This is a genomic window from Sinorhizobium sp. BJ1, assembly GCF_002531555.1.
Classification (GTDB): Bacteria; Pseudomonadota; Alphaproteobacteria; order Rhizobiales; family Rhizobiaceae; genus Sinorhizobium; species Sinorhizobium fredii_B.
The window spans coordinates 155,774-177,097 of record NZ_NWTH01000015.1; the positions used below are offsets into that span (position 1 = coordinate 155,774).

Consider the following 21,324-nt stretch of genomic DNA (forward strand, 5'->3'; position numbering starts at 1 on the left):
GAGGTTGTATTTGCTACTCGAATTTTGTCTGTCCGATGCCCAACGACGCCAACAACAAAAAAGCCGTCTCGCGAGGACGAGACGGCCTTGGTCGGCGGGGACTAAACTAACGTCAGGCGGCGAGGTCTTCCACCTCGCGCTCCTTGAACATGCGCGCGAGGTTGAGGAAGCAGATCATTCCGTTCTCGTTGGCGATGATGCCTTCGGCGAAGCTCTTGTCGAAGGAGGCGGTGACTTCGGGCACCGGCTGCACCTGGCTGCCCTGCACCGTCAGAATGTCGGAGACGCGGTCGACGACGAGGCCGATCACCATATTGTGGACTTCCGCGACGACGATGGCGCTGCGCTCGTTGGCGACGGTCGATTTCATGCCGAGCTTGTGGGCGAGGTCGATGATCGGGATCACCGTGCCGCGCAGGTTCATGACGCCGATCACTTCCGGCGGCGAATGCGGGATTGGCGTCGAGGGCGCCCAGCCGCGGATTTCGCGGATCGTCGTCGTCTTGACGCAGAATTCCTGATCGTGGAGGCGGAACGCGATGATCTCCAGCGTCTCGCCGTCAAATCCAGCCGTCTTCAACGTGCCTGTCATTTAAAGCTCCTTCCGGCTTCCCGTCGGCGCCCGCGAGGCGCGACCTGGTGATGTGGTCCGCCGACGACATCCGGCGAGGCGCAAGCCGCATCATGCGCGGGGAGCCCGCCTTGCGCTTTGGCGGCATCCTAGGCCGGGAATCGTTAAGACTTGCTTGTTGCGAAGCCTTGAAGGACTGGCATTCCGGTCCGTGGCCATGGCACGGCTCAGATAGAAGCGAGTACCGCCGCAAAATGCTCGAGGGCCCAGTCGACCTCCGCAGCGGTGATGACGAGCGGCGGGGCGATGCGGATCGTGTCGCCGTGGGTGTCCTTGGCGAGGATGCCGCGCTCCTTCAGCGCCTCGCAATATTTGCGGGCGCCGCCGGCCTCCGGCACGAGTTCCACGGCGAGCATCAGGCCGCGGCCGCGGACTTCCTTGATGATGTTGGAGCGAATGTCGGTCAAACTTTTCATGAAGCGCTCGCCCATCAGCGCCGAATTTTCGATCATGTCCTCTTCGCTCAGCACCTTGAGTGCCGCCCTGGCGATCGCGCAGGCGAGCGGATTGCCGCCGAAGGTGGATCCGTGCTGGCCCGGTTTCAGGACGCCGAGGACCTCCGAATTCGAAAGCACGGCAGAAACCGGGTAGAAGCCGCCGGAGAGCGCCTTGCCGATCAGCGTCACGTCCGCTTCGATACCCTCGTGCTCTTCCGCCAGCAGCTTGCCGGTGCGGCCGAGGCCCGTCTGAATCTCGTCGAGAACAAGCGTGATGCCATGCTTCGTGCAAAGCTCGCGCACCGCCTTGAAATAGCCGGCGGGCGGCACGATGACGCCGGCCTCGCCCTGGATCGGCTCGACCAGGAAGGCGACGGTGTTTTCGCTGATCGCTGCCCGGAAGGCATCGATGTCGCCGAAGGGGACGATCTTGAAGCCAGGCGCGAAGGGTCCGAAGCCGTCATGCGCCTCGGGATCGGTTGAGAAGCCGACAATGCCGATCGTGCGGCCATGGAAATTGTTGGAGCAGACGATGATCTCGGCCTGGTCGTCGGCGACGCCCTTGACTTCGTATCCCCATTTGCGAACGGCCTTGATCGCCGTCTCCACCGCCTCGGCGCCGGAATTCATCGGCAGCACCTTGTGCGAGCCGGTGAGTGCGGCGACCTCCTCGTAAAAGAGAGCGAGCTGGTCGTTACGGAAGGCGCGGGAGGTGAGCGTCAGCTTCTGCGCCTGCTCCACCATTGCCTTGAAGATCTTCGGGTGACAGTGGCCCTGGTTGACGGCTGAATAGGCTGAGAGGCAATCGAGATAGCGATTGCCTTCGATATCCCAGACAAAGACGCCTTCGCCGCGCGTCAGCACGACGTCGAGCGGCTTGTAATTGTGAGCGCCGAGCAGATGTTCGGTCTCGATCAGGCCTGCCGTGGTCTTCATCAATGCCTCTCCCCTGTCTGCTTCCGGCCGCCGCTTCGGATAGGCGGCGGTACGGATCGAACCATTCTCAGGCGCTCCGGGTCGGACGGTCAAGGATGCGACGGCCGAAGAGGCTCGCCGTCAGCTCCACCAGGATGCGGGCGCTCTTGCCGCGGTCGTCGAGGAACGGGTTGAGTTCGACGACATCGAGCGAGGAGACGAGGCCGCTGTCGCAGAGCATCTCCATGATGAGATGGGCCTCGCGGAAGGTGGCACCACCCGGAACGGTGGTGCCGACGCCGGGGGCAAACTCCGGATCCATGAAATCGACGTCGAGGCTCACGTGCAAGAGGCCGTTGGCGGCGCGCACCTCGTCGAGGATCTGATGCATGATATGGGCCATGCCGATCTCGTCGACGGCGCGCATGTCATAGACATTGACGCCGTGTTCGGCGATCTCCTCGCGCTCGCGTGCATCGACGGAACGAATGCCGACCTGGTAGACCTTTTTCGGATCGACGAGCGGCCGGTTGGGGGCAAGGATCGGGGTGAATTCCGCCTCGCCGCAGAAAAAGGCGACCGGCATGCCGTGCATGTTGCCGGATGGCGAGGTCGATGGCGAGTTAAAATCCGCATGGGCGTCGAGCCACAGCACGAAGAGCGGCCGGCCGACTTCGTCCGCGTAGCGCGCCATGCCGGAGACGCTGCCCATCGAGAGGGCGTGGTCGCCGCCGAGAATGATCGGAAAATGCCCCTTGCGGGCGGTGTCGTGCACCGCGTCGTTGAGGCCCCGGGCAAAGGCGGCGACCATCTGCAGATTATTGGCGCCCGGATGGTTCGGGAGGTCGCGCGCTGGTAACGGTCGCAGGTCGCCTTCGTCGTGAACCGTATGGCCCAGTTCTGCGAGGACCGTATCGATGCCGGCAATCCTGAGCGCCGTCGGGCCCATGGCCGCGCCGCGGCGTCCGGAACCTTCCTCGATCGGTGCACCGATCAACGTGATGGTCTTCATGTCCGCCTCTTCTCTTCCTTCGAATCTGTGGGTTCAGGCGAGGATTATCGCCAAAAGCTGTGACAGCAAAAAGATGGAAAACTGCCGATAAGAAGGCTACTCTTCGCATACTGATAAGCAATCCTTGACAAAGTGACAGAGAATGGACGATCTCGACCAGGCCCTCATCAGCGCCCTTCGGCAAAATGCGCGAACCCCGGTCTCAACGCTTTCGGCCATGACCGGCGTATCGCGCGCGACCATCGCGGCGCGCATCGACCGCATGGTGGCGAATGGAACGATCGCCGCCTTCACCATCCGGACGGGGTCCGAAATCCCCGCCTCAGGGGTGCGCGCCGTCGTGATGATCGAGGTTCACGGCAAGATGGCCGATCGCGTCGCCGAGCAATTGCGCGGCCTGCCGCAGGTGAGGGCACTGCATAGCACCAATGGCCGCTGGGATTTCATCGCCGAGCTCGAGGACCGCGATTTGGCAAGTTTCGACGAAACCCTGCGCCGCATTCGCCTTATCGACGGCATCACCGTCACGGAAACGAACATCCTGCTCAAGACCAGCAAGATGATCGGTGCCTTCTGATCGCCTGTTGCGGTTTGTTCTTGATTTGTTCTCATATTCGTTTAAGATGTTGTGTCTCAGCGAACAAGGGGAGGATGTCATGGCCATTTCCGGCGGCGGTCCAATGGCGCGGCAGATCTGCATCAAACTGTTCGTCAGGCATGGGGACGAGGAGCGCGCAATCGCCTTTTATCGTGACGTCTTCGGTGCCGAACTGCTCCAGCGCCATGAATGGAGCGGCATTCTGACGAGCGCCGATCTCGGCATCGGTGACTCGATCTTCCGGGTGGCCGGAGCCAATCCGCGCCGGGATGCAGAGCCGCACCTCGGCGGGCCGCGCTCGCCGCACGCGCTCGGCACGACCGCGGCGATCCTCGAACTCCATGTCGGCGATGTGGATCGCGTGCTCGCGCGCGCGATGGGCGCCGGCGCCAGCCTGCGCAACGCCGTCGAGACCCTGCCGACGGGCGACCGCGTCGCCGCGCTCATCGATCCGTTCGGCCATATCTGGGCACTGTTCACGGCCATCGACGAAAGCGAACTTCTGGACGCGTTCGGGGTGGAGCGGAATGCGGCTTGAGTGGGGGTCGTGCACTTGGCTCAGGTTCCCCCCATCCCACAAGGGAGAGGGGCTTACTGGCCGCCCCGTTTCCGTCTCAATGTCGACCTTTGTGCTCACGTTGACCACAAGGACCCACCGTTTCGGTTCACGTGCGGTGGGTGCCACCGGGAAGCCCTACCCCCTTGTGGGGAGGGGTGGTGAGGGGTCTTTTTGGGGCGAGAAGGCCTAGTACTCTCGCTCGAAGAAGATGCCGCCGGCGGCCGCGCCGTCGCCGGCCGCCTCGCCCTTCAGCTTCACGCCGCGGCCGATGTCGAGATTGATGATCGCCTTGCTGGAGGCCGAATCCGAGCCTTGCTGCAATTCGAGATAGGTCCGGTCGTTGAGGTACTTGCCGGCCCGCACCTGGGCGCCGCCGCTCTCGTCGGTGGTGATATCGAGGTCGTCGACGCCGAGCTTGTTGCGCAGGCCGTCAAGCAGCGACGTCGAGCCGCCGCCGGCGAGCTGGCTGACGGCGGAGGCGAGTTGGGCGATCTGGAAGGCCGACAGGTTGTTCAGCGATCGGTTGAAGATCAGCTGCGCAAGGATCTCGTCCTGCGGCAGCGCCGGAGAGGAGGAGAAGGTCACCGTCGGGTTGTTGGCGGGCCCGGCGATGTTGACCGTAATGGTGGTCGAACCGGCGCTCGAGGTGGCGTCGAGATCGAGCGTCGGAATAAGGTCGCCGCCGAAGCCGATATGGCCGTCCGTGAAAGTCAGCCGCTTGCCGAGAATTTCGAGCCGGCCGCGCCGCATGTCGAAATCGCCGGAGACGCTCGGCCGGACGGCGGTGCCGCGGATCGTCAGGTCGCCGCCGAGTTCGGCATCGATGCCGCGCCCGCGCACGAAGAACTGCCCCGGCGAGCGGACGGCGAGATCGAAGGCGATGACGCCGCCGGCGTTGACGCCCGCACCGCCGGATGCAGACGTTTCCCTGCGCACGTCGCGTGCCATCTGCCGCACCCCGGCAGGCGCGTTCCTGTGCTTTATGTCGATCGCCGAGAGTGAGGTCGGCAGCCTTTCCGGCACGGTGATCGCGGCCCTGCGGATCGTCAGTTGCCCGCCCAGCACGGGCGTCGCGACGAGCGGGCCCTTGAGCGTCAGGTCGCCGGCGAGGTTGGCGGTGAAGACGGTGCCGTCGACATAGGTGGCGTTGTTGAGGCGAATTCTGAGGTCGGCCGGGAAATTGGAGCCGGCCGCGATGCCCACCGTGCCGCTTGCCTCGATGGATCCGCCGCTGGCAAGATTGCCGGAAAGCCTAGTGATCGTCGCCTGCCTGCCGTCGAGCGTGACATTGGCCGCAAGATCATTGAGGGCGAGATTGCGCCTGACGTCGACGAGCCGGCCGCCGGCGGTCGAGACCGTACCGGTGATCTGCGGCGCTCTGGCCGAACCGGAGAGGGAAAGATCGACCTTCGCCGCGCCGGTGAGGGTGAAGCCCTGTTCGGCAAGCGTGCCGGCAAGCAGGGCGAAGGGAACGTCGCCGGCGAATTTCATCGACATCGGCATGTTGCCGCCGACGTCGACCTGGCCGCCGCCCCGGAAGGAGAGGCCACCCGGTCCCGAGACGGTCGCATCAAGTGTGACGCGGTTGCCGGCAAACCGCCCCTTCGCGGAGATTTGGAGCCCCGTCACCCCAGCGCCCCGCGCAGCCGCAACCGAAGCACCGCTCCATCGCAGATCGTAGTTGACGATCGGCGCAGCGGCGGTGCCGCTGAGTTCGACCGTTCCGTCGATCGTCCCTTCGGCGCCGAGCGTCGCCGCGAAGGTGTTGATCAGGCCGGCGGGCACGGCATTGAGCTTCGCCGAGATATCGAGCGTCGCGCCGGCGGTCCCGGCGACGGCAATCGTGCCTCTCGATGCCTGAATGGTCAGGTCGCCCAAGCGAACGACACCATTCTCAATGGCGACGACCGTCGGTCTGGCAAGCTTCAGCGGCAGTCTCCGCGGCGCTGCCGCGAAGGAAGCGAGGCGGATTTCGGTGAGGTCCCCGGCACTCGCCAGATCGCCCTTGGCCGAGAGCGGAGCGCCGTCATATTGACCGGCGACATCGAAGCCTGTCCTGCCGCCCTGCTGTTCGAAGGTCAGGTTGACGGCGGAGATGCGATTCTGCCCCTGTGCGACGCTTTCGGCCCTGACGGTTCCGCGGATTGCCAGAGCGGCGATATCGGCGATGCGGATATCAGCCGCCGGCTTGGCGATCGTCAGCGCGTCGTGCTTGATGTTGCTGCCGCTGGCCTTGACCGAGACGGAGGTCACGCCGTTCGCAGTCGCAATCGAAGCCGAACCCGAAAGGTCCCCGGACGCCTTCTGGCCGGCCATGGCAGCGACCAGCCCGAGATCGGGCAGGTTGAAGTCGATGGTGCCGTTCGGCTTGAAATCCGCCGTCAAGTCGATCGCGCCCGTCACGCGATTGTCGCCGATCTTCGCCTCGAGCGTTGGGATGGATGTGCGGCCTTCCGTTGAAACCACTTCGGCCCTGACGTCGATCGCCTGGCCGTCGAGCCCGCCGGTTGCGGTGAGTTTCGCCTGCGGGCTCCCCGGTTTGACCGTTGCGTCGGCGGTGACTATCAGGTCCGACAGCGAGCGGCCGGCCAGCCTTGCGCCGCTCGAAGTCAGCTCTCCCTTGATGGCGAGCGCATCGAGCGGTCCGGAAATCGCGGCGTTGAAGCCAGCCTTGCCTTCCGCATCGGGGAGCAGCTTGCCGAGATCGGGCAGCGTGCCCTCCACTTCGGCCGTCAGCTGGCCTCCGGCGATGGCCGCCGAACCGCTGGCGTCGACCGTGCCGGACTGGACCTCGAGGGCGCTCAGCTTGACGCTGCCATCGCCGCCGGTCTCGACCTTCCCCGAGACGGTCACCGGCGTGTCGAACCTCGTTGCCAGACCGCCCGGCAGAAAGCTCGGCTCGGCCTGGACTTCGAAATTCGCCGTTGCCGTTTTCTCGGCACGGGCGAGGCTGCCGGTGAGATTGCCGCGGAAACCGGGGCTTTCGATCGTCGTCGGATCGAAGCTGATGGTTGTTTCCGTGACGGTGACCGTGCCCTTGGCGGTCAGATCCTGCGCGGCAAGTCCGCCGGATCGCAAAGAGGATACGGATGCGCGGCGCCAGGCGAGGTTGTAGGCGACCACCGGCGCCTGCGTTTCACCGTCGATATCGACGGTGCCGGCAACGATGCCTTCCGCGTCAAGGGTCGGCGCGAAGCTATTGATGAGCACGGCGGGCAGGTTGTTCAGCCTCGCGCTAAGGTCGAGTCTGTCGCCGGCGGTGCCGGAGACGGTAACAGTACCCGTCGACGCCTGGATGGTGAGGCCATCGAGGCGAACGATGCCCCCTTCGATCGCGATCAGGGTCGGCTCTGCGAGTTGCAGCGGCAGTCGCCTCGGTGTCGCCGCGAGGGAAGCGAGGCGGATCTCGGTGCGGCCGGCGTCGCTCGTCAGCTCGCCCGCCGCCGTCAACGGTGCGCCGTCATAGAGGCCCTCGGCCGAAAAGCCGGTACGGCCGCCCTGCTGTTCGAAAGCGAGATTGAGGTCCGAGACCCGGTTTTCACCCTGCGCTATGCTCTCCGCGCTGACAGTGCCCTTGATCGCGAGCCTGGCAATGTCTGCGATACCGAGATCGACCGCCGGTTTGGCGATCGTCAGCGCGTCGCGCTGCACGCTGCTGCCGCTGGCCTTGATTGCGACCGACGTGACGCCGTTTACGGTCTGCAGCGTTGCCGAACCGGCAAGGTCACCGGAGGCCTGCTGGCCGACCATGGCGGCGAGAAGCCCAAGGTCTGGGAGGCTGAAGTCGAGCTTGCCGTTCGGCTTGAAGTCCGCCGTCAGGTCGATCGCGCCGGTGAGCGTGTTGCCGCCGATTTTCGCTTCGAGTGCGGGAACGGACGTGCGGCCGTCTTTCGAGACCACGTCGGCGCGAATGTCGATCACCTGACCGTCGAGCGTGCCGGTGGCGGAGAGCTTCGCCTCGGGGCTGCCGGGCGTCGCCGTCGCATCGGCATTGATCGTCAGATCGCTCAAGCTGCGCCCGGCGAGCGTCGCGCCGCTCGACTTTATCTCCGCCTTGACGCCGAGCTTGCTCAACGGACCGGAGGCGGCGGCCTGGAAGGCCGCGCTACCTTTTGCCTCAGGCAGAAATCGGCCGAGATCTGGGACCGTGCCCTTTAAATCGGCCGTCAGGGTCTCGCCTGAAAGTGTGAGCGAGCCGGAGGCCTCGACCGCTTCGGATTGGAGTTCGAGGCCGCTCACCTGGACGCTGCCGTCCTCTTCGGTCACCAGATTGCCGGAGACGGCAATCGTCTTCTCGAACTTTTCCGCGAGCCCCGTCGGCAGCACGGCCGGAACGGCAAAGAGCTTGAATGCCGCCTCGAGCGAGATATCGGCGCGATCGAGGCTGCCCGTCACGGAGCCGCCGATGCTGGCGCTCTCGATCGTCACGGGGTCTAAGCGGATGTCGTCCGGTGCGATCGCGATCGTTCCGGCGAGCTTCACGGGAGCCTGGATCGCCCGGTCAAGATCGGCGCTTGCGAAGCGGGTTTCGCCGATTTCCACGGCCGTCTTCAGCGACCCCGACTGCGTTTCGAGGTTGAAGGCGTCGCTTTGCGCCGAGAGCCGGATGGCGCCGAGATTCCCCTGCGGCAGGCCGAGCGAGGCGACATCGGCGGCGATGTCGAGGATCGCCGATTGTCCATCGCCAATCAGCGACAGGTTGGCGGTGTTGATCCGTGCCTGCAGCTCTCCGTCCTTCAGCGGCCAGCGGAAATCGAACGGGCCGCTGGCGCCGGCTACGCTTGCCTGAAGGTTGTTCTCGCCGCGGCTGTCAACCGTTCCCGAGGCGTTCAGCGTCAGGGAGCCGGTCGCAAGCTTGCCCGCTTCGATCCGGATACGGCTCTTTTCGTCGAAGGCGGCGGTCAGGTCGATGCTGGTCGATCCCTCGAAAAGCGGCCTGAAGGCGGGCGGCATCAGCTGGGCGAAAGCACCGCCGCCGGAGAGCTTCAGGTTGTGCATGCCGTCGGCCGTCAGCACGTGTTGTCCCTCAAGCCGCAGAATCTCGCTGCCGTCGAGCGATGCGGTGCCGGAGCCCGTCCAGTCGGAGAGGGGTCCTTGTCCGGTGAGCTGGATATCGACCGAAGGTTCGCCCGGCAGCCGCAGCAGTTTCGCCAGCAGTCCGCCCTTGGGTTCGGCGACCTCAGCCTCGAGCTTCAGCTCGTTTCCGGCCGGATTGAAGACGAGATCGGCGACGGCGCGCGCCTCGGGCCGGTCACGTTCGGCCGCATCGAAGGCGAGTGCGATGCTCGAGTTGGTGGCGTTGACCCTGCCTTTGGCGGTCAGGAACTGGTCCTGGCCGGCGATCGCCTTGCCGATGACGACCTCCTTGAGATCGAGGGCATCGATGTTCACGTCCACCGGCAGGGCGAGTGTGCTTCGCACCTCTTTCGTTTCGGTGGAGGGGACCGGCAGCCGCTCGAGGCGGACGGAAGCCGCCGAGATGCTGCTTGCATCGAAGCGCATCGACAGAAGTTCGGCCGGGGTCCAGGCGACCGAGAGGTCGCGGACCTCCGCATAAATCCCCTCGCCGTCGAAGAGCGTCACGGTTCCGGCGGTGAAGTCGCCGGTGAGCAGCGCGCCCGGATCGGAGATTCGGACGATTTGGTCGGGGGTTGCCGCATATTTTTCGATCGCCCAGGCGACGACGCGCGCGCCGGGCACGGTGAAGCCCAGAAACGCGACGAGGAGAACCAACGCGACCAAAGCTGCGCCGAGAAAGGCGAAAAAGTAGCGCAGCGCTGATCCAAATGTGCCGATGACCTGATTCATGTCCTATCCATAGACCATCTTACGCCGCTCTGGAATCGGCAGCACGGAAGCGCATCGCCCCTGCTGCATGTTTCCTTGAATCGTAGCCGATTTGGGGAAACATGCAGCGATTCAAAGTGCTGCAGCGACCTTTGTGCGTCTGAGAAGACGCACGGCGCTGTAGGGCGGAATTGCCTATTCTACCACGGCATCGCAGCCTAGCATCAGAAAGACTGGCCGATGCCTGCATAGATGCCGTAGTCGGTGCCGCCCGGATATTTGTTGAGCGGTACCGCGAAGTCGAGACGGATGGGGCCGAAGGGCGTCGCATAGCGCAGGCCGATGCCGGCCCCGGCGCGGATGTCTGAGAAATCCGGCGCCGTGCCTGACGATACGCTGCCGGCGTCGATGAAGGGCACGAGGCCGATCGTATCGGTTACCGCGATGCGGACCTCCAGCGAGCCGTTCACATAGGAGCGGCCGCCGGTGAGCTCGTTATCGGCATTGCGCGGGCTGATTTCCTGGAAGGCATAGCCGCGCACCGAGCCGCCGCCGCCGAGGAAGAAGCGCCGGGTCGCCGGAATGTCGGAAAGTTCGTCGCCGCCGACAAGCACGCCGGCGCCAAGCTTGCCGGCAAGCACGAAACGCTTTTCGCTGCCCAGCGCATAGTAGGTGGAGGCGGAGGTCTCGAAGGAGCTGAAGAAGGTCTTTCCCTCGATCTCATAGCTCGGCTTCGCGTTGAGCATCGCCCGGTAGCCTTCCGTGGCGTTCAGCTTGTCGTCGCGGGTGTCGCGGACATATTCGAGCGGGATCGCCGCGGTCAGATAGGAATTCGAGCCGAAGGCGTCGTCGATATCCGCCCAGCCCAGCTCCGCCCCGACGGATACCGTATCCTCGGGTGAAAGCTCGAAACCGGCGCCGGCCGCGGCGGTGATCGTCTTGGCATTATAGGCATCCGGATCGACGATTGCCGCCTTGACGCTCGCCGTGAAGGTCGATGCCGGCCCGAAGGCGCCGGGCTTGGCGAAGAGAATGCCGGCCGAATAGTCGAGCCCGCCGACGTCGGTGGTCTCGCCGATCCGGTCGACGGAGCCCTCGATGCGGAGCGACTCGGCACGGCCGAAGAGATTGCGGTGGCCCCAATAGCCCTGCAGACCGAGGCCGTCGGTTGTCGAGACCTGGCCGCCGAAACCGAAATAGCGGTGCTTGCCCTCGGATACCTGGATGTTCATCGGGATCGTGCCATCCGGCGCAAGCTGATCGGCCTCGACGATGGTGACGCTGGAGAAGACGTTCAGCGTCCGCAGCCGCTCGGCGGCCTTGCGAATGTTCTCCGGCGAATAGGGCCGACCATGATTGAGCCGCGAATAGTCGCGCACGAAACCCGGGTCGACGGTCTTGGTGCCGGTGACGGTGAGAGCGCCGACGGGCGCGACAGGTCCGGAATCCGCCCTGATCGTCACGTCGACGGTCGAGGTGGCATGGTCGGCGACGACGCTGCGTTCGGTGATCTTGGCGAGCGGCCGGCTTTGTTCCTTGAGATCGGTGACGATCTGCTCGCCCGCCTTGATGATCAGCGTCGAGTCGGCGCGGGCGCCGCGCGTCAGATCGTAGGTCGCCGGATCGAGCCCCGCGGCATCGCCCTCGAACCTTATCGAATTGAGCGCGAAGGCCGGCCCAGGCATGACGCGCACCGTCACCGGCACGGCCTGGCCATCGGGGAAGGAGGGGTCGGGCGGCAGGCTGTCGATGTCCTGGCCATTGATCAGGATCGTGATGGTGCCGCCGTAGTGCGCCTTTTCATAGAGGGCGGCAAGCAGCCGCTCCCGGTCGTCGCGCGCCTTGATCAAGAGGCCGAGGTCGCCGGAGACCGGCTTTTCCTGATCCTGGTTGAGTTGCGAGGCGTTTTCGAGCGCCTCGCGCAGTTCCTCATCGTCCGTGCCGGGCTCGAAAGTCAGGGCATAGTTGACGGGATCGAGAACCTGAACCTGTTCTTCGGCGCTCTCGAAAAAGCGCATGCCGAAGATTCGGATCGCGTGAGCCTGGCCGGCGAAAATCGGCCCGAGCGCCGTCGAGGCCGCAAGAGCGAATGCCGTCGCCGCCTTTCGATACGCAATACTCGAGCGTGGTGGAGACATCCTCCGCATCCCGTTTCAGGCGACTCTTTACTCACTGCCTGCATGTGCGGCAATGGGCACTCTAGCAGGCCAAAGTTTTCCATTTGTTAACGATCAGGGCCGGCCGCATCCACCCCCGAAGCGTCGATTCTGGTCGGATTCTCGGCAAAAGGACTCGTTCTGTGGTGCTTCGGGCACAAAGGAGGAGGATAGATACCGCCATGGTTCAGGCGACTTCGGGCTAGAGCGGCCGTGTCGAAGCGGTCCGGAATGAGCGGAATGGGTGAATGGCGGCCGCTCGCCAAGGTAGCTCGTGATGGCTCCCCCAGCTTTGCGGACAACGACGCCGTAGCCATTGAAGCCAATGGTGGATGAGTCCGGTGCTGACGTGTTCCCTCAGGGAAATGACGTGGGACGAGACGTCCCGCTTGATGCTTCTCATGGAAGTTCGATCTCGCCGTCCACCACGTGGTTGAGGTCGGTGCCTTCTGCCGTGAGCGTCATGCGGACCTTCAGCTTCTTGCCGCCGGTCTGCCCGTCGCGCACCGTCTCCTCGATCTTGCGCTGCGAGGTGATGCCGACTTCCTTCAGGAACTTGCGGGTCGACATGTTGAAGGCGTCTTCGCTCATGGCGGAACTCCTCTGTGTCCGGGAGGGATTGTAAGGGAAGGCGGGTGGTGGTCAAGGAAGCAGGATGTTGACGCGCGGTGCGACACAAAAAGACCCCGAGCCGGGAGGAGGCGTCGGGGTCTTGAAACCAATCGGTCCTGGGAGGAGGAGTGGAACCGATCGAGGTCGTGCGCAGCGGGAGGAGGAGCTGCACTTGACAATGGTGAGGATAGATCAATCCGCATCGCTGAATAGTGCCCTAGGTAACATCGCAGCCTTGCGCGGAGCGCAGGGCACAGCATGTCTGCAAGCGACACGCTCTGGCAGCAATTTGGCTGCACGACCGATGGAGCGTCAGCCGCGCCGTGCCGCCTCGATCGCGGCGACATCGATTTTCTTCATGGTCATCATGGCATCAAACGCGCGCTTTGCTTCATCGCCGCCGGCCGCCATCGCGTCAGTCAGGACGCGTGGAGTGATTTGCCAGGAAATCCCCCACTTGTCCTTGCACCAGCCGCATGCGCTCTCCTGGCCGCCGTTGCCGACGATGGCATTCCAGTAGCGGTCGGTCTCCTCCTGATCGTCGGTAGCGATCTGGAACGAGAAGGCTTCGTTGTGCTTGAACGCGGGACCCCCGTTGAGGCCGATGCAAGGAATGCCCGCAACCGTGAAGTCGACGGTCAACACATCGCCCTCTTTGCCGGCTGGGTAGTCGCCCGGTGCACGGTGCACGGCACTCACCACGCTGTCAGGAAAGATCTCGGAGTAGAAGCGGGCGGCAGCCTCGGCGTCCTTGTCGTACCAGAGGCAAATCGTATTCTTTGCCATTTTGAGTGTTCCTTTCGCTGTGAAGCCAAGATTTCGGCCGTGTTTCCCCATCCGCTCTCTTCCGAAATAGGTAGCCAACTGCTTTTCTCCACCCCCGGAAGCGTCGATCTCGCCGCCACCTGTCGGATGCACCGGGACATGGCTCAGGGCTTCGTGTTCACGTCCTCGTTTCGGAACGCCGCCTCTCCGGCGTCCGACACCTCGACCCACTTCTTGTCGGGCGCAGCACCTTCGACGTAGCTGTCGTGCCAGTTCCACCACTTGTAGGTCGGCGTTTGAGGATAGCCCTCGGGCGAATCCTCCCAGACTTCCTGACGGCCGAGCGGCGTGATGTCGAGATAGTTCCAGGTGCTCCCCATCTGCTCGTCGCCGCGGTTGTTGATGAAGTAGGTGCGGTAGACGCGGTCGCCGTCGCGGTAGAACACGTTCGTGCCGTGCCACTCGTCCACGCCGAAGTCGGCGTCGAAGCTGTCCGTGATGGTAAACCACGGCATCTCCCAGCCCATCCGCGCCTTCAACCTTGCGATATCTGCTTGGGGTGCCCGCGAGACGAAAACGAGGGTGGTGTCACGGGCGTTCAGGTGGGCGAGGTGGGCGACCTGATCGGCCACCATGGAGCAGCCGCGGCAGGCGTGATCCGGCCAGCCGAACACTCCTGGCTCGAAGAATGCGCGATAGACGATCAGCTGACGCCGACCGTCGAACAGGTCGGTGAGGCTGATTTTGCCGGCGGGCCCGTCGAACTGATACGCCTTCTCCACGGCCATCCACGGCATACGCCGGCGCTCGGCGGCGAGCGCGTCACGGGCGCGGGTCTGGGCCTTTTCCTTCACCAGCAGCTGCTGGCGGGCGGTCTCCCACGCCTGCGGCGACACGACCGGTGGTGTGTGCATGGCGGGCTCCCCGCCTTTCCGTCCGTTCTCGGTGGCTGTGGTCATGGCTTACACCTCCAAATTTGTGGGAATTGCCGCGCCTCGTGGCCGAGGCGCAGGTCCATTCACTGCTCATCGCTCGTTGCGGATCTTCGGATACTTTGGCACCGGAACATCAATGATGCGAGTAACAACTACGTCGGGATTCCGACGAAGCCACTGATTACGGCCGGCAAGTGAAGCGGGGGGCCCTCGAGATCTTGAATTTCGCGCGGCGTTGAACTCCCCCGCCGGACCTGACGGGGCGAAAGTGTTGATCAGGTCTCCCTCGCCGGAAAGGCCAACGCTTGGAAAACCGTCGATTGCCGGACTGGAGAGGCGAGATGCAGGCAGGTAAACGGACGTTTCTTGACGCTCACCTAGCCGCGGCGCGAACGTCGCGGCGGAATTCCGAGGGCGGCATGCCCGCGATTTGCCGGAAAGCCTTGTTGAAGGCGCTCACCGAACCGAAGCCGCTATCCAGGGCTACCTGCAGAATGCCGTCGTTGCCATTCATCAGCATGGCTTGCGCCCGTGAAAGCCGCAGCAGGGTCACGTACTTGATCAGCGTCATGCCCGTCGACTTGCGAAACAAGTTCATGGCGTATTTCGGATGCAATCCCGCTGCGGCGGCGATATCGACCGCATCGATCTCCTCGAGAAAATTGGCAGCGATGAAATCGCACATGCGCACGACGCCGAGCGAGGGCGGGGCCGAGGCGCTCTCGGCCTCGCATTCCTTGCCGGATGAAATAATCGTGTAAGGCTCCATGAACATTCGTTCGACGCGCAGCAGCAGTTCTTCCACAGCGTGCTGGGCCTTCACCTCGTCTCCGGAATTAGCCCAGCTGCGCCAGCGTGGAAAGTTACGGTCGTCGGCACAATCCGTCGCGGATGTCAGCATTGTAGCGCCGCCCATCAGCATTTGCGATATTGCCGGCGGCAGCCGCATGCGGAAGAAATGCACCAGCGGCAGATGAGCGCCTGCATAGATGGAATCGTCAGAGGATTCGTCCATCCGGTGCGGCTGCCCGCCCCAGAACAGGCACATCTGTCCGGCGCCGAGCCTCAGATCATGGCCGGCCATGCGGTAATGCACCGAGCCCCGCATCACGTAGTTTACCTCGATCTGCGCATGCCAATGCGCGTGCAGCATTATCGGGGGATGGGCGTGGAAGAAATGCAGCCTGGTCGGCATGCCCTCAATGCTGCAGGCACCCGGCTGATGGGTCGCTCGTTCGACAATCTTACTTTTCGCCAAATCCACGTTCCCTTTGTGCGAGACAGATTTTCGCCCGACGATAATGTGCCCATGTTCGCTGAAGGACGACAATTGAAAAGGGAGGTTTTCAATGTGCTTCAGGCATTTCGGGGCACCTCTCGTGGCGATCCGGCCAATCAGGCAGTGGCGGAGGCGCCGCCGGCCTTTCCCTCCGCGCGGTCGCGGAGCATCTCGGTCATACCAGCTATGTCAGGCGTTGCTTAGCGGTCGATGCTGAAGGCAAGCGGCTGCGCTGATCGATCCCATCCCTCTCCCAGGACTGACCGAAAAGGATGTTTCCATGAGCTCAGAACAACCGATCCGTTGGGGTATCATCGGCCCTGGCACCATCGCGCGGACATTCGCCGAAGGGATTGCCCAATCGGCGACCGGCCGCCTCTTGGCCATCGCCACCCGCAATCCGGACAAGCCCGGCCTCGGCGAGGGCTTTCCGGCCGCGCGCATCGTGAAGGGTTACGACACGCTTCTCGCGGATCCGGCGATCGACGCGGTTTACATCGCCACGCCACATACCAGCCATGCCGAATGGGCGGTCAAGGCGGTGCGCGCCGGCAAGCATGTGCTGGTCGAAAAGCCGATGGCGCTTTCAGCCTTCGATGCACAATCGATCTTCCACGAGGCGACAAAGGCCGGCGTCTTCGCCGGCGAAGCCTATATGTACAGGTTCCATCCGCAGACGGCCCGTCTCGTCGAACTGGTGCGGGACGGTACGATCGGCGAAGTGCGGATTATCCGCTCGAGTTTCGGCTTCGACATGGGTGGCTATAGCCCTGAGCACCGCCTCTTTGCCAATGATCTCGCCGGCGGCGGCATTCTCGATGTCGGTGGCTACCCGGTCTCCATGGTGTGTATGCTCGCCGGTGCTGCCGAGAAAAAGCCCTTCCTCGAGCCGCTGACGGTGTCTGGCGCTGCCCGGCTGGGGCCGTCCGGCGTCGACGAGTGGGCGTCGGCGGTCCTCAAGTTCCCCAACGACATAGTCGCGGAGGTGTCCTGCTCGATCATGGCACAGCAGGACAACATGCTGCGCATCATCGGTTCGAAAGGCCGCATTGAGGTGAAGGACTTCTGGTTCGCCTCCGGTCAGCAGGGCGGGGTCGGGTGCATCGAAATCATCCGGAACGATGGACAGCAGGCAATCAAGGTCGAGGAGAAGCGCCATCTCTACTCGTTCGAGGTCGATGCGGTGGGCGAGGCGATCCGTGCCGGCCGCACCGAATTCGCCTTCCCCGGCATGAACGCCGAAGATACGCGCGCCAATCTCAGCGTTCTCGATCGCTGGCGCGCATCCATCGGTCTCGAATACGGGATCGAGACGGCCGCCAGGCGGACCACCAACCTAGCGGGCGTGGCTGTCGTTGCCGGCAAGAACGTGCTCAAACGGCAGATCCCCGGCGTAGCCAAGCCGGCCTCCACGGTTGCGCTGGGCTTCGAGTTCTTCCCAAGTTTCGCCTCCGCCTCGCTGACGCTGGATGCCTTCTACGAGGCGGGCGGAAATCTGTTCGACACCGCATTCGTCTATGGTGCCGGCAGGACCGAGCGGATTTTCGGCGACTGGCATACGAGCCGCACGGTCAACCGCGAGGACATCGTTCTGATCGGCAAGGGCGCCCATTCGCCGCTCTGCTATCCGGACGTGATTGCCAGACAACTGGATCAGTCGTTGGAACGGCTGAAGACGGATTATGTCGACGTCTACTTCATGCATCGCGATAATCCGGACATCCCGGTCGGCGAATTCGTCGATGCCATGGACGCCGAGCTCCGGCGCGGGCGTATCCGCGGCATTTTCGGCGGCTCCAACTGGACGCGCGAACGCATGGACGAGGCGATCGTGTATGCCGAGAAGAACGGTAAGGCGGGCCCGGCCGCTCTTTCCAACAACTTCTCGCTGGCGCAGATGCTCGATCCCATCTGGCCCGGCTGCGTCGCGGCGTCCGACGACTGCTGGAAAGACTGGCTGAAGAAGCGGCAGATTCCCAACTTCGCCTGGTCGAGCCAGGGGCGGGGCTTTTTCACCGACAGGGCAGGGCGCGACAAGCATGATAATGAGGAAATCGTCCGGGTCTGGTATTCCGGCCGCAATTTCGAGCGCCGCGATCGCGCAATCGAACTCGCCAAGAAGCACGGCTGCAGCCCGATCCACATCGCCCTCGCCTATGTCATCGCCCAGCCGTTCCCGATCATCCCGCTCATCGGCCCGCGGACCGTGGCGGAACTGGAAGACAGCCTCTCGGCCATTCAGATCGCGCTTGCTCCGGAAGAGGTGCGTTGGCTGGAAGGCTGATCGCTCGGGCTGCGCTCTTTGCACGTCCCTCGATCGCTGCCGGCCGCGTCTGAACGCCTACATGCTGACTCGCCCAAAGCACTGCCGACCTGACCGGGAGGCTGGTTACAGCCACAGTGAGACGCTATCATCTCGGGCACACGCGCTGGTATAGATGGCAACATCTGCCACTCGGCGCAGCATATCCTGTGCGGCACACTATCAGTGGAGTGAGTTCAATGGCCGAGAAGACGCCCATCAAGTCGACAAAGGTGGTAAAAAAGGTGGCCGAGCCGCGTAAGTCGGTCACCAAATCGGCGGCCCGCAAGCCGAGGAACGCCGCTGCGAAGGGACTGCCGGCGCACCATGCAGTGCCCGAAACCACGGAAACAAACAGCGAGGGTTCCGCAGCGGCGACGAAGCCGACCCTCCTTTCAGGCGGCAACCCGCAGATCGCCAAAGGCTACGGCGACGCACCCGTGCAGGCCTACATCGCGGCCATGCCGGGCTGGAAAAGCGACGTCGGGCGGCGCCTCGACGCGCTCATCGAGCGCACGGTCCCCGATGTGCGCAAGGCGGTCAAATGGAACTCGCCGCTATACGGCATGGAGGACCAAAGCTGGTTCCTCGGCATCCATTGCTTCACGAAATACATCAAAGTGGCTTTCTTTCGCGGCGCATCGCTGCATCCTGTCCCTCCCGGCGAGTCGAAGCAGAAGGAGGTGCGCTATCTTCACATTCACGAGGACGACGCGCTCGACGAGTCCCAGTTCGCCGATTGGGTGAAGCAAGCCAGCCAATTGCCGGGCGGACGAATGTGAGCGGCCAGAAAGACGTGCGTGCGTGACGGCCGAGCGACAACAATCATGAAGAAAGCGACAACAGCCATGGAGAAGAGCATGAGCGGCTCGAAGGAAGGAGAAATCTCTCCCTCTCAGCTGATAGATGCGAGAATTGACGAACTGAGCGATTGGCGGGGCGAGACGCTCGCTCGGGTCCGGACGCTTATCAAAGAGGCCGATCCCCAGGTGATCGAGGAGTGGAAGTGGCGGGGGGTTCCGGTGTGGTCGCACGCCGGCATCATCTGTACCGGCGAGACCTACAAGAATGTCGTGAAGCTGACCTTCGCCAAGGGCGCCGCGTTGGAGGACCCTTCACGGCTGTTCAACTCCAGCCTCGAAGGCAATACCAGGCGTGCCATCGATATCCATCAGAACGACGAGATCGATGAAGAGGCGCTGAAGGCGCTCATTCGCGCCGCCGTGGCGCTGAATATGTCGGTGCGAGCCGCCGGCCGCTCCCAGAAGAAACCAAGGAGCGCATGAGCCGGGCCAGCCACAGACATGCTTCACGCTACCGCCGAGTGGCAGCTCGATCTTTGACCGGCGGCGACGCGCTGGTGGACAAGTTTGCCGGTGACGAGGTTGTTGGCCTGTTCCTTCCCGCCCTCGTCGCCGACCATTCCGCCACCGCCTGCTTTCGGCTACCGCGCATGGCGAGCCCTGTGGACCTTGGCTGCCATCGGCATCGGCATCGGCGTCCACTCCGGCACGGCTTATGTCGGTTCCGTCGGGGAGGGATTGGCCGGCGATTTCACCGCAGTGGGAGATGTGGTGAATGTAGTGGCACGCCTGGCATCTCGGGCGGGCCCCGGCGAGCTTCCGGTCATAGAGGCAGCGTGGAGCAGAGGCAGGCCCCGTGACTTGCCGAGCAGCGACTGTATGCTGGAGCTCAAGGGGGAAGCCTCCCCGATCGAGGTCGGTACTTCGCGTTGACGCGGTCCTACCTTCATCCTGAAAGAGGACAAAGGGCACTCTCCCCCTCTCAGTGAGTTGAAAATATCGGAGTCCGTGGGCCGGGCGACAGCCGCCCGTGGCTCAAGCATTCTCATGCCTTGCTGGAACTTGAGATGGAGCCGCGGCGTTCTTGGTATGGACCATGAAGGAGGGTTAAAGTGAAAGGGTTGTTGGCGGGACTTTGCGGATTCGCACTGTCTCTCGCGTTATTCCTAAGCGGGGCGGCTGTGGCCACTTTCATACTCACCGGGAATCCAGTGCGCGAGCCACGGCTGGACATGAATCAGTCGGAAATATGGACCGAGCACCCGCGGGCAGTGGAGACCGCGGCCCAGCAATTCGAGCGACTCCCTGCGCGCGCGGCCCGCTCGGCCGTAACGGATCTCTCTTCCAGAGACCCTGGACTTACCGCAAGGGGAAATGGGGCCGAGAAGATCCTCCCGTCGGAGCCTAGCGTGACCAGAATTGGCAACGAGGCTGAGCAGGTGCCTCCTTCGGAGCCTAGCGTGACCACAATCGGCAATGACGCAGAGAAGCAGCTCCCTTCGGAGCCTTTGGACAGGACGGTCACCGCCTCGATTCAATCGATGCCCAGCGAGGAGGAAGCGATGTCATCTAACCGGCCGGCTGCGCACGTCGAATGGTGTGCGAACCGCTACCGGTCTTACCGCCCACACGATAACAGCTACTTATCCTTCAGTGGCGGCCGGCGGACCTGCATCTCGCCCCATATGGATGCGACCGGGGAGCCGTCAGAAGACGTTTCGCCGCCACCGCCCGACAGCTATGCGGAAGACGTAGACGACCCATCAGTCCAGATGGATTACTTATCGGCCGATGCCAGTGAAGGTACAGTCCTGACGCAGGAACACGTCAGCTATTGCTTCAGCCGCTATCGGTCATATCGCCCGGAAGACAACAGTTACCAGCCTTATGATGGCGGGCCGCGCAAACAGTGCCGGTAACGACGTTGAAATTAATATTAGGCTTTAGGTCAATTTCTGGTGCGACACGGAGAGCTATCTTCCCTCTCGCGATTAGGTCGATCGTACCGAGCTGATGGACTTGCTTCATCGGCCATTTTTCCCCGCGAGACTCGATGACTCCCTCGCGGGTCGCTCCGGCTGTTCAGGTTGTCTCGAGATCTTAGATGGATGAAATCAGGTCCGCGATAGCTCGCATCCCTCGGCCGCTCCCTGTTCCACACAAAAAAGCCCCGGATCGCTCCGGGGCCGTCTGTCTGATGATTGCCGCAGCAATCAGCAACGGTCGATGTAGCGGCGGCCGTAGCGGTCGCGATAGTAGCACTGGCCCGGCTGTTCGGTGACATTGCCGATCACGGCGCCGGAAACACCGCCGATGGCGGCGCCGACGGCCGCGCCGCGCACGTCGTTGGTGATGGCGCCGCCGATGATCGCGCCCGACGCCGCGCCGATGCCGGCACCCTTTTCCGTCTGCGTGCAGCTTGCGACCGACAGGGCGACCAGAACAAGTGCGATGGCTTTCTTCATATTGTCCTCTCCGATCTCTACGGATGTCAGCCTACCGCTTCGTCCGTCTCTTCAGTAATGGTGGCGAG

General features: G+C 63.4%; 16 protein-coding genes. 6 read left to right on the forward strand and 10 right to left on the reverse strand.

Annotation, left to right across the window (positions count from 1 at the left end; genetic code table 11):
• Positions 1-112 precede the first annotated feature (112 nt).
• The 3 genes from CO676_RS19355 to rocF form a co-directional block, all read right to left on the reverse strand.
• Positions 113-592, reverse strand: a complete 480-nt coding sequence (locus CO676_RS19355; protein WP_014766159.1) for a chemotaxis protein CheW — start codon at positions 590-592, stop codon at positions 113-115.
• Positions 593-798: 206 nt separating this feature from the next.
• Complete coding sequence (rocD, locus tag CO676_RS19360) at positions 799-2,004, reverse strand: ornithine--oxo-acid transaminase (RefSeq protein ID WP_097522264.1); 1,206 nt, start codon at positions 2,002-2,004, stop codon at positions 799-801.
• Positions 2,005-2,071: 67 nt separating this feature from the next.
• A complete protein-coding gene (gene rocF / locus CO676_RS19365) occupies positions 2,072-2,995 on the reverse strand; it encodes an arginase (RefSeq protein ID WP_097522265.1) in 924 nt (307 codons plus the stop codon).
• 142 nt (positions 2,996-3,137) lie between these two features.
• Between rocF and CO676_RS19370 the strand changes: the two genes are divergently transcribed.
• Positions 3,138-3,572, forward strand: coding sequence for an Lrp/AsnC family transcriptional regulator (locus CO676_RS19370; protein WP_014766156.1), 435 nt, complete (start codon positions 3,138-3,140; stop codon positions 3,570-3,572).
• Between the two features lie 79 nt (positions 3,573-3,651).
• Positions 3,652-4,131, forward strand: coding sequence for a VOC family protein (locus CO676_RS19375; RefSeq protein WP_097522266.1), 480 nt, complete (start codon positions 3,652-3,654; stop codon positions 4,129-4,131).
• 207 nt (positions 4,132-4,338) lie between these two features.
• Here CO676_RS19375 and CO676_RS19380 read toward each other — a convergent pair whose 3' ends face one another.
• From CO676_RS19380 to CO676_RS19405, 6 genes are all read right to left on the reverse strand, one after another.
• Positions 4,339-9,960 (reverse strand): translocation/assembly module TamB domain-containing protein, encoded by a 5,622-nt coding sequence (locus CO676_RS19380; RefSeq protein ID WP_179875556.1) that lies wholly within the window; start codon positions 9,958-9,960, stop codon positions 4,339-4,341.
• Between the two features lie 203 nt (positions 9,961-10,163).
• Positions 10,164-12,077, reverse strand: coding sequence for an autotransporter assembly complex family protein (locus CO676_RS19385; protein WP_097522267.1), 1,914 nt, complete (start codon positions 12,075-12,077; stop codon positions 10,164-10,166).
• Between the two features lie 417 nt (positions 12,078-12,494).
• Complete coding sequence (locus CO676_RS19390; RefSeq protein WP_014766152.1) at positions 12,495-12,686, reverse strand: DUF6494 family protein; 192 nt, start codon at positions 12,684-12,686, stop codon at positions 12,495-12,497.
• Positions 12,687-13,019: 333 nt separating this feature from the next.
• Entirely contained in the window at positions 13,020-13,493 is a 474-nt protein-coding gene (locus CO676_RS19395; protein WP_014766151.1) for a VOC family protein, read from the reverse strand.
• Between the two features lie 143 nt (positions 13,494-13,636).
• Positions 13,637-14,431 (reverse strand): thioredoxin family protein, encoded by a 795-nt coding sequence (locus CO676_RS19400; protein ID WP_179875557.1) that lies wholly within the window; start codon positions 14,429-14,431, stop codon positions 13,637-13,639.
• Between the two features lie 349 nt (positions 14,432-14,780).
• Positions 14,781-15,671: a helix-turn-helix domain-containing protein gene (locus tag CO676_RS19405; RefSeq protein ID WP_097522268.1), complete on the reverse strand. Its 891-nt coding sequence runs from the start codon at positions 15,669-15,671 to the stop codon at positions 14,781-14,783.
• Between the two features lie 295 nt (positions 15,672-15,966).
• On the opposite strand from CO676_RS19405, the gene CO676_RS19410 reads away from it, so the two are divergent.
• The 4 genes from CO676_RS19410 to CO676_RS36140 all read left to right on the forward strand — a co-directional run bounded on the left by CO676_RS19410 (position 15,967) and on the right by CO676_RS36140 (position 20,710).
• A complete protein-coding gene (locus CO676_RS19410; protein WP_097522269.1) occupies positions 15,967-17,970 on the forward strand; it encodes an aldo/keto reductase in 2,004 nt (667 codons plus the stop codon).
• A gap of 218 nt (positions 17,971-18,188) precedes the next feature.
• Positions 18,189-18,770 (forward strand): DUF1801 domain-containing protein, encoded by a 582-nt coding sequence (locus tag CO676_RS19415; protein ID WP_097522270.1) that lies wholly within the window; start codon positions 18,189-18,191, stop codon positions 18,768-18,770.
• Between the two features lie 45 nt (positions 18,771-18,815).
• Positions 18,816-19,274: a DUF1801 domain-containing protein gene (locus CO676_RS19420; RefSeq protein WP_097522271.1), complete on the forward strand. Its 459-nt coding sequence runs from the start codon at positions 18,816-18,818 to the stop codon at positions 19,272-19,274.
• A 977-nt stretch (positions 19,275-20,251) separates the two neighbouring features.
• On the forward strand, positions 20,252-20,710 hold the full coding sequence (locus tag CO676_RS36140) for a BA14K family protein (RefSeq protein WP_245424363.1): 459 nt from the start codon (positions 20,252-20,254) through the stop codon (positions 20,708-20,710).
• A 294-nt stretch (positions 20,711-21,004) separates the two neighbouring features.
• On the opposite strand, the gene CO676_RS19435 is transcribed toward CO676_RS36140, so the two are convergent.
• A complete protein-coding gene (locus CO676_RS19435; protein ID WP_014766143.1) occupies positions 21,005-21,256 on the reverse strand; it encodes a YMGG-like glycine zipper-containing protein in 252 nt (83 codons plus the stop codon).
• Positions 21,257-21,324 lie beyond the last annotated feature (68 nt).

Excerpts from the sequence above, each read along its gene's own strand:
- CO676_RS19375 (WP_097522266.1), top strand. The coding sequence starts at position 3,652 with ATGGCCATTTCCGGCGGCGGTCCAATGGCGCGGCAGATCTGCATCAAA.
- CO676_RS19385 (WP_097522267.1), bottom strand. The coding sequence starts at position 12,077 with ATGTCTCCACCACGCTCGAGTATTGCGTATCGAAAGGCGGCGACGGCA.
- CO676_RS19390 (WP_014766152.1), bottom strand. The coding sequence starts at position 12,686 with ATGAGCGAAGACGCCTTCAACATGTCGACCCGCAAGTTCCTGAAGGAA.
- CO676_RS19435 (WP_014766143.1), bottom strand. The coding sequence starts at position 21,256 with ATGAAGAAAGCCATCGCACTTGTTCTGGTCGCCCTGTCGGTCGCAAGC.
- rocD (WP_097522264.1), bottom strand. The coding sequence starts at position 2,004 with ATGAAGACCACGGCAGGCCTGATCGAGACCGAACATCTGCTCGGCGCT.
- CO676_RS19380 (WP_179875556.1), bottom strand. The coding sequence starts at position 9,960 with ATGAATCAGGTCATCGGCACATTTGGATCAGCGCTGCGCTACTTTTTC.
- CO676_RS19355 (WP_014766159.1), bottom strand. The coding sequence starts at position 592 with ATGACAGGCACGTTGAAGACGGCTGGATTTGACGGCGAGACGCTGGAG.
- CO676_RS19415 (WP_097522270.1), top strand. The coding sequence starts at position 18,189 with ATGGCCGAGAAGACGCCCATCAAGTCGACAAAGGTGGTAAAAAAGGTG.
- CO676_RS19395 (WP_014766151.1), bottom strand. The coding sequence starts at position 13,493 with ATGGCAAAGAATACGATTTGCCTCTGGTACGACAAGGACGCCGAGGCT.
- CO676_RS19420 (WP_097522271.1), top strand. The coding sequence starts at position 18,816 with ATGAAGAAAGCGACAACAGCCATGGAGAAGAGCATGAGCGGCTCGAAG.
- rocF (WP_097522265.1), bottom strand. The coding sequence starts at position 2,995 with ATGAAGACCATCACGTTGATCGGTGCACCGATCGAGGAAGGTTCCGGA.
- CO676_RS19400 (WP_179875557.1), bottom strand. The coding sequence starts at position 14,431 with ATGACCACAGCCACCGAGAACGGACGGAAAGGCGGGGAGCCCGCCATG.
- CO676_RS19410 (WP_097522269.1), top strand. The coding sequence starts at position 15,967 with ATGAGCTCAGAACAACCGATCCGTTGGGGTATCATCGGCCCTGGCACC.
- CO676_RS19370 (WP_014766156.1), top strand. The coding sequence starts at position 3,138 with ATGGACGATCTCGACCAGGCCCTCATCAGCGCCCTTCGGCAAAATGCG.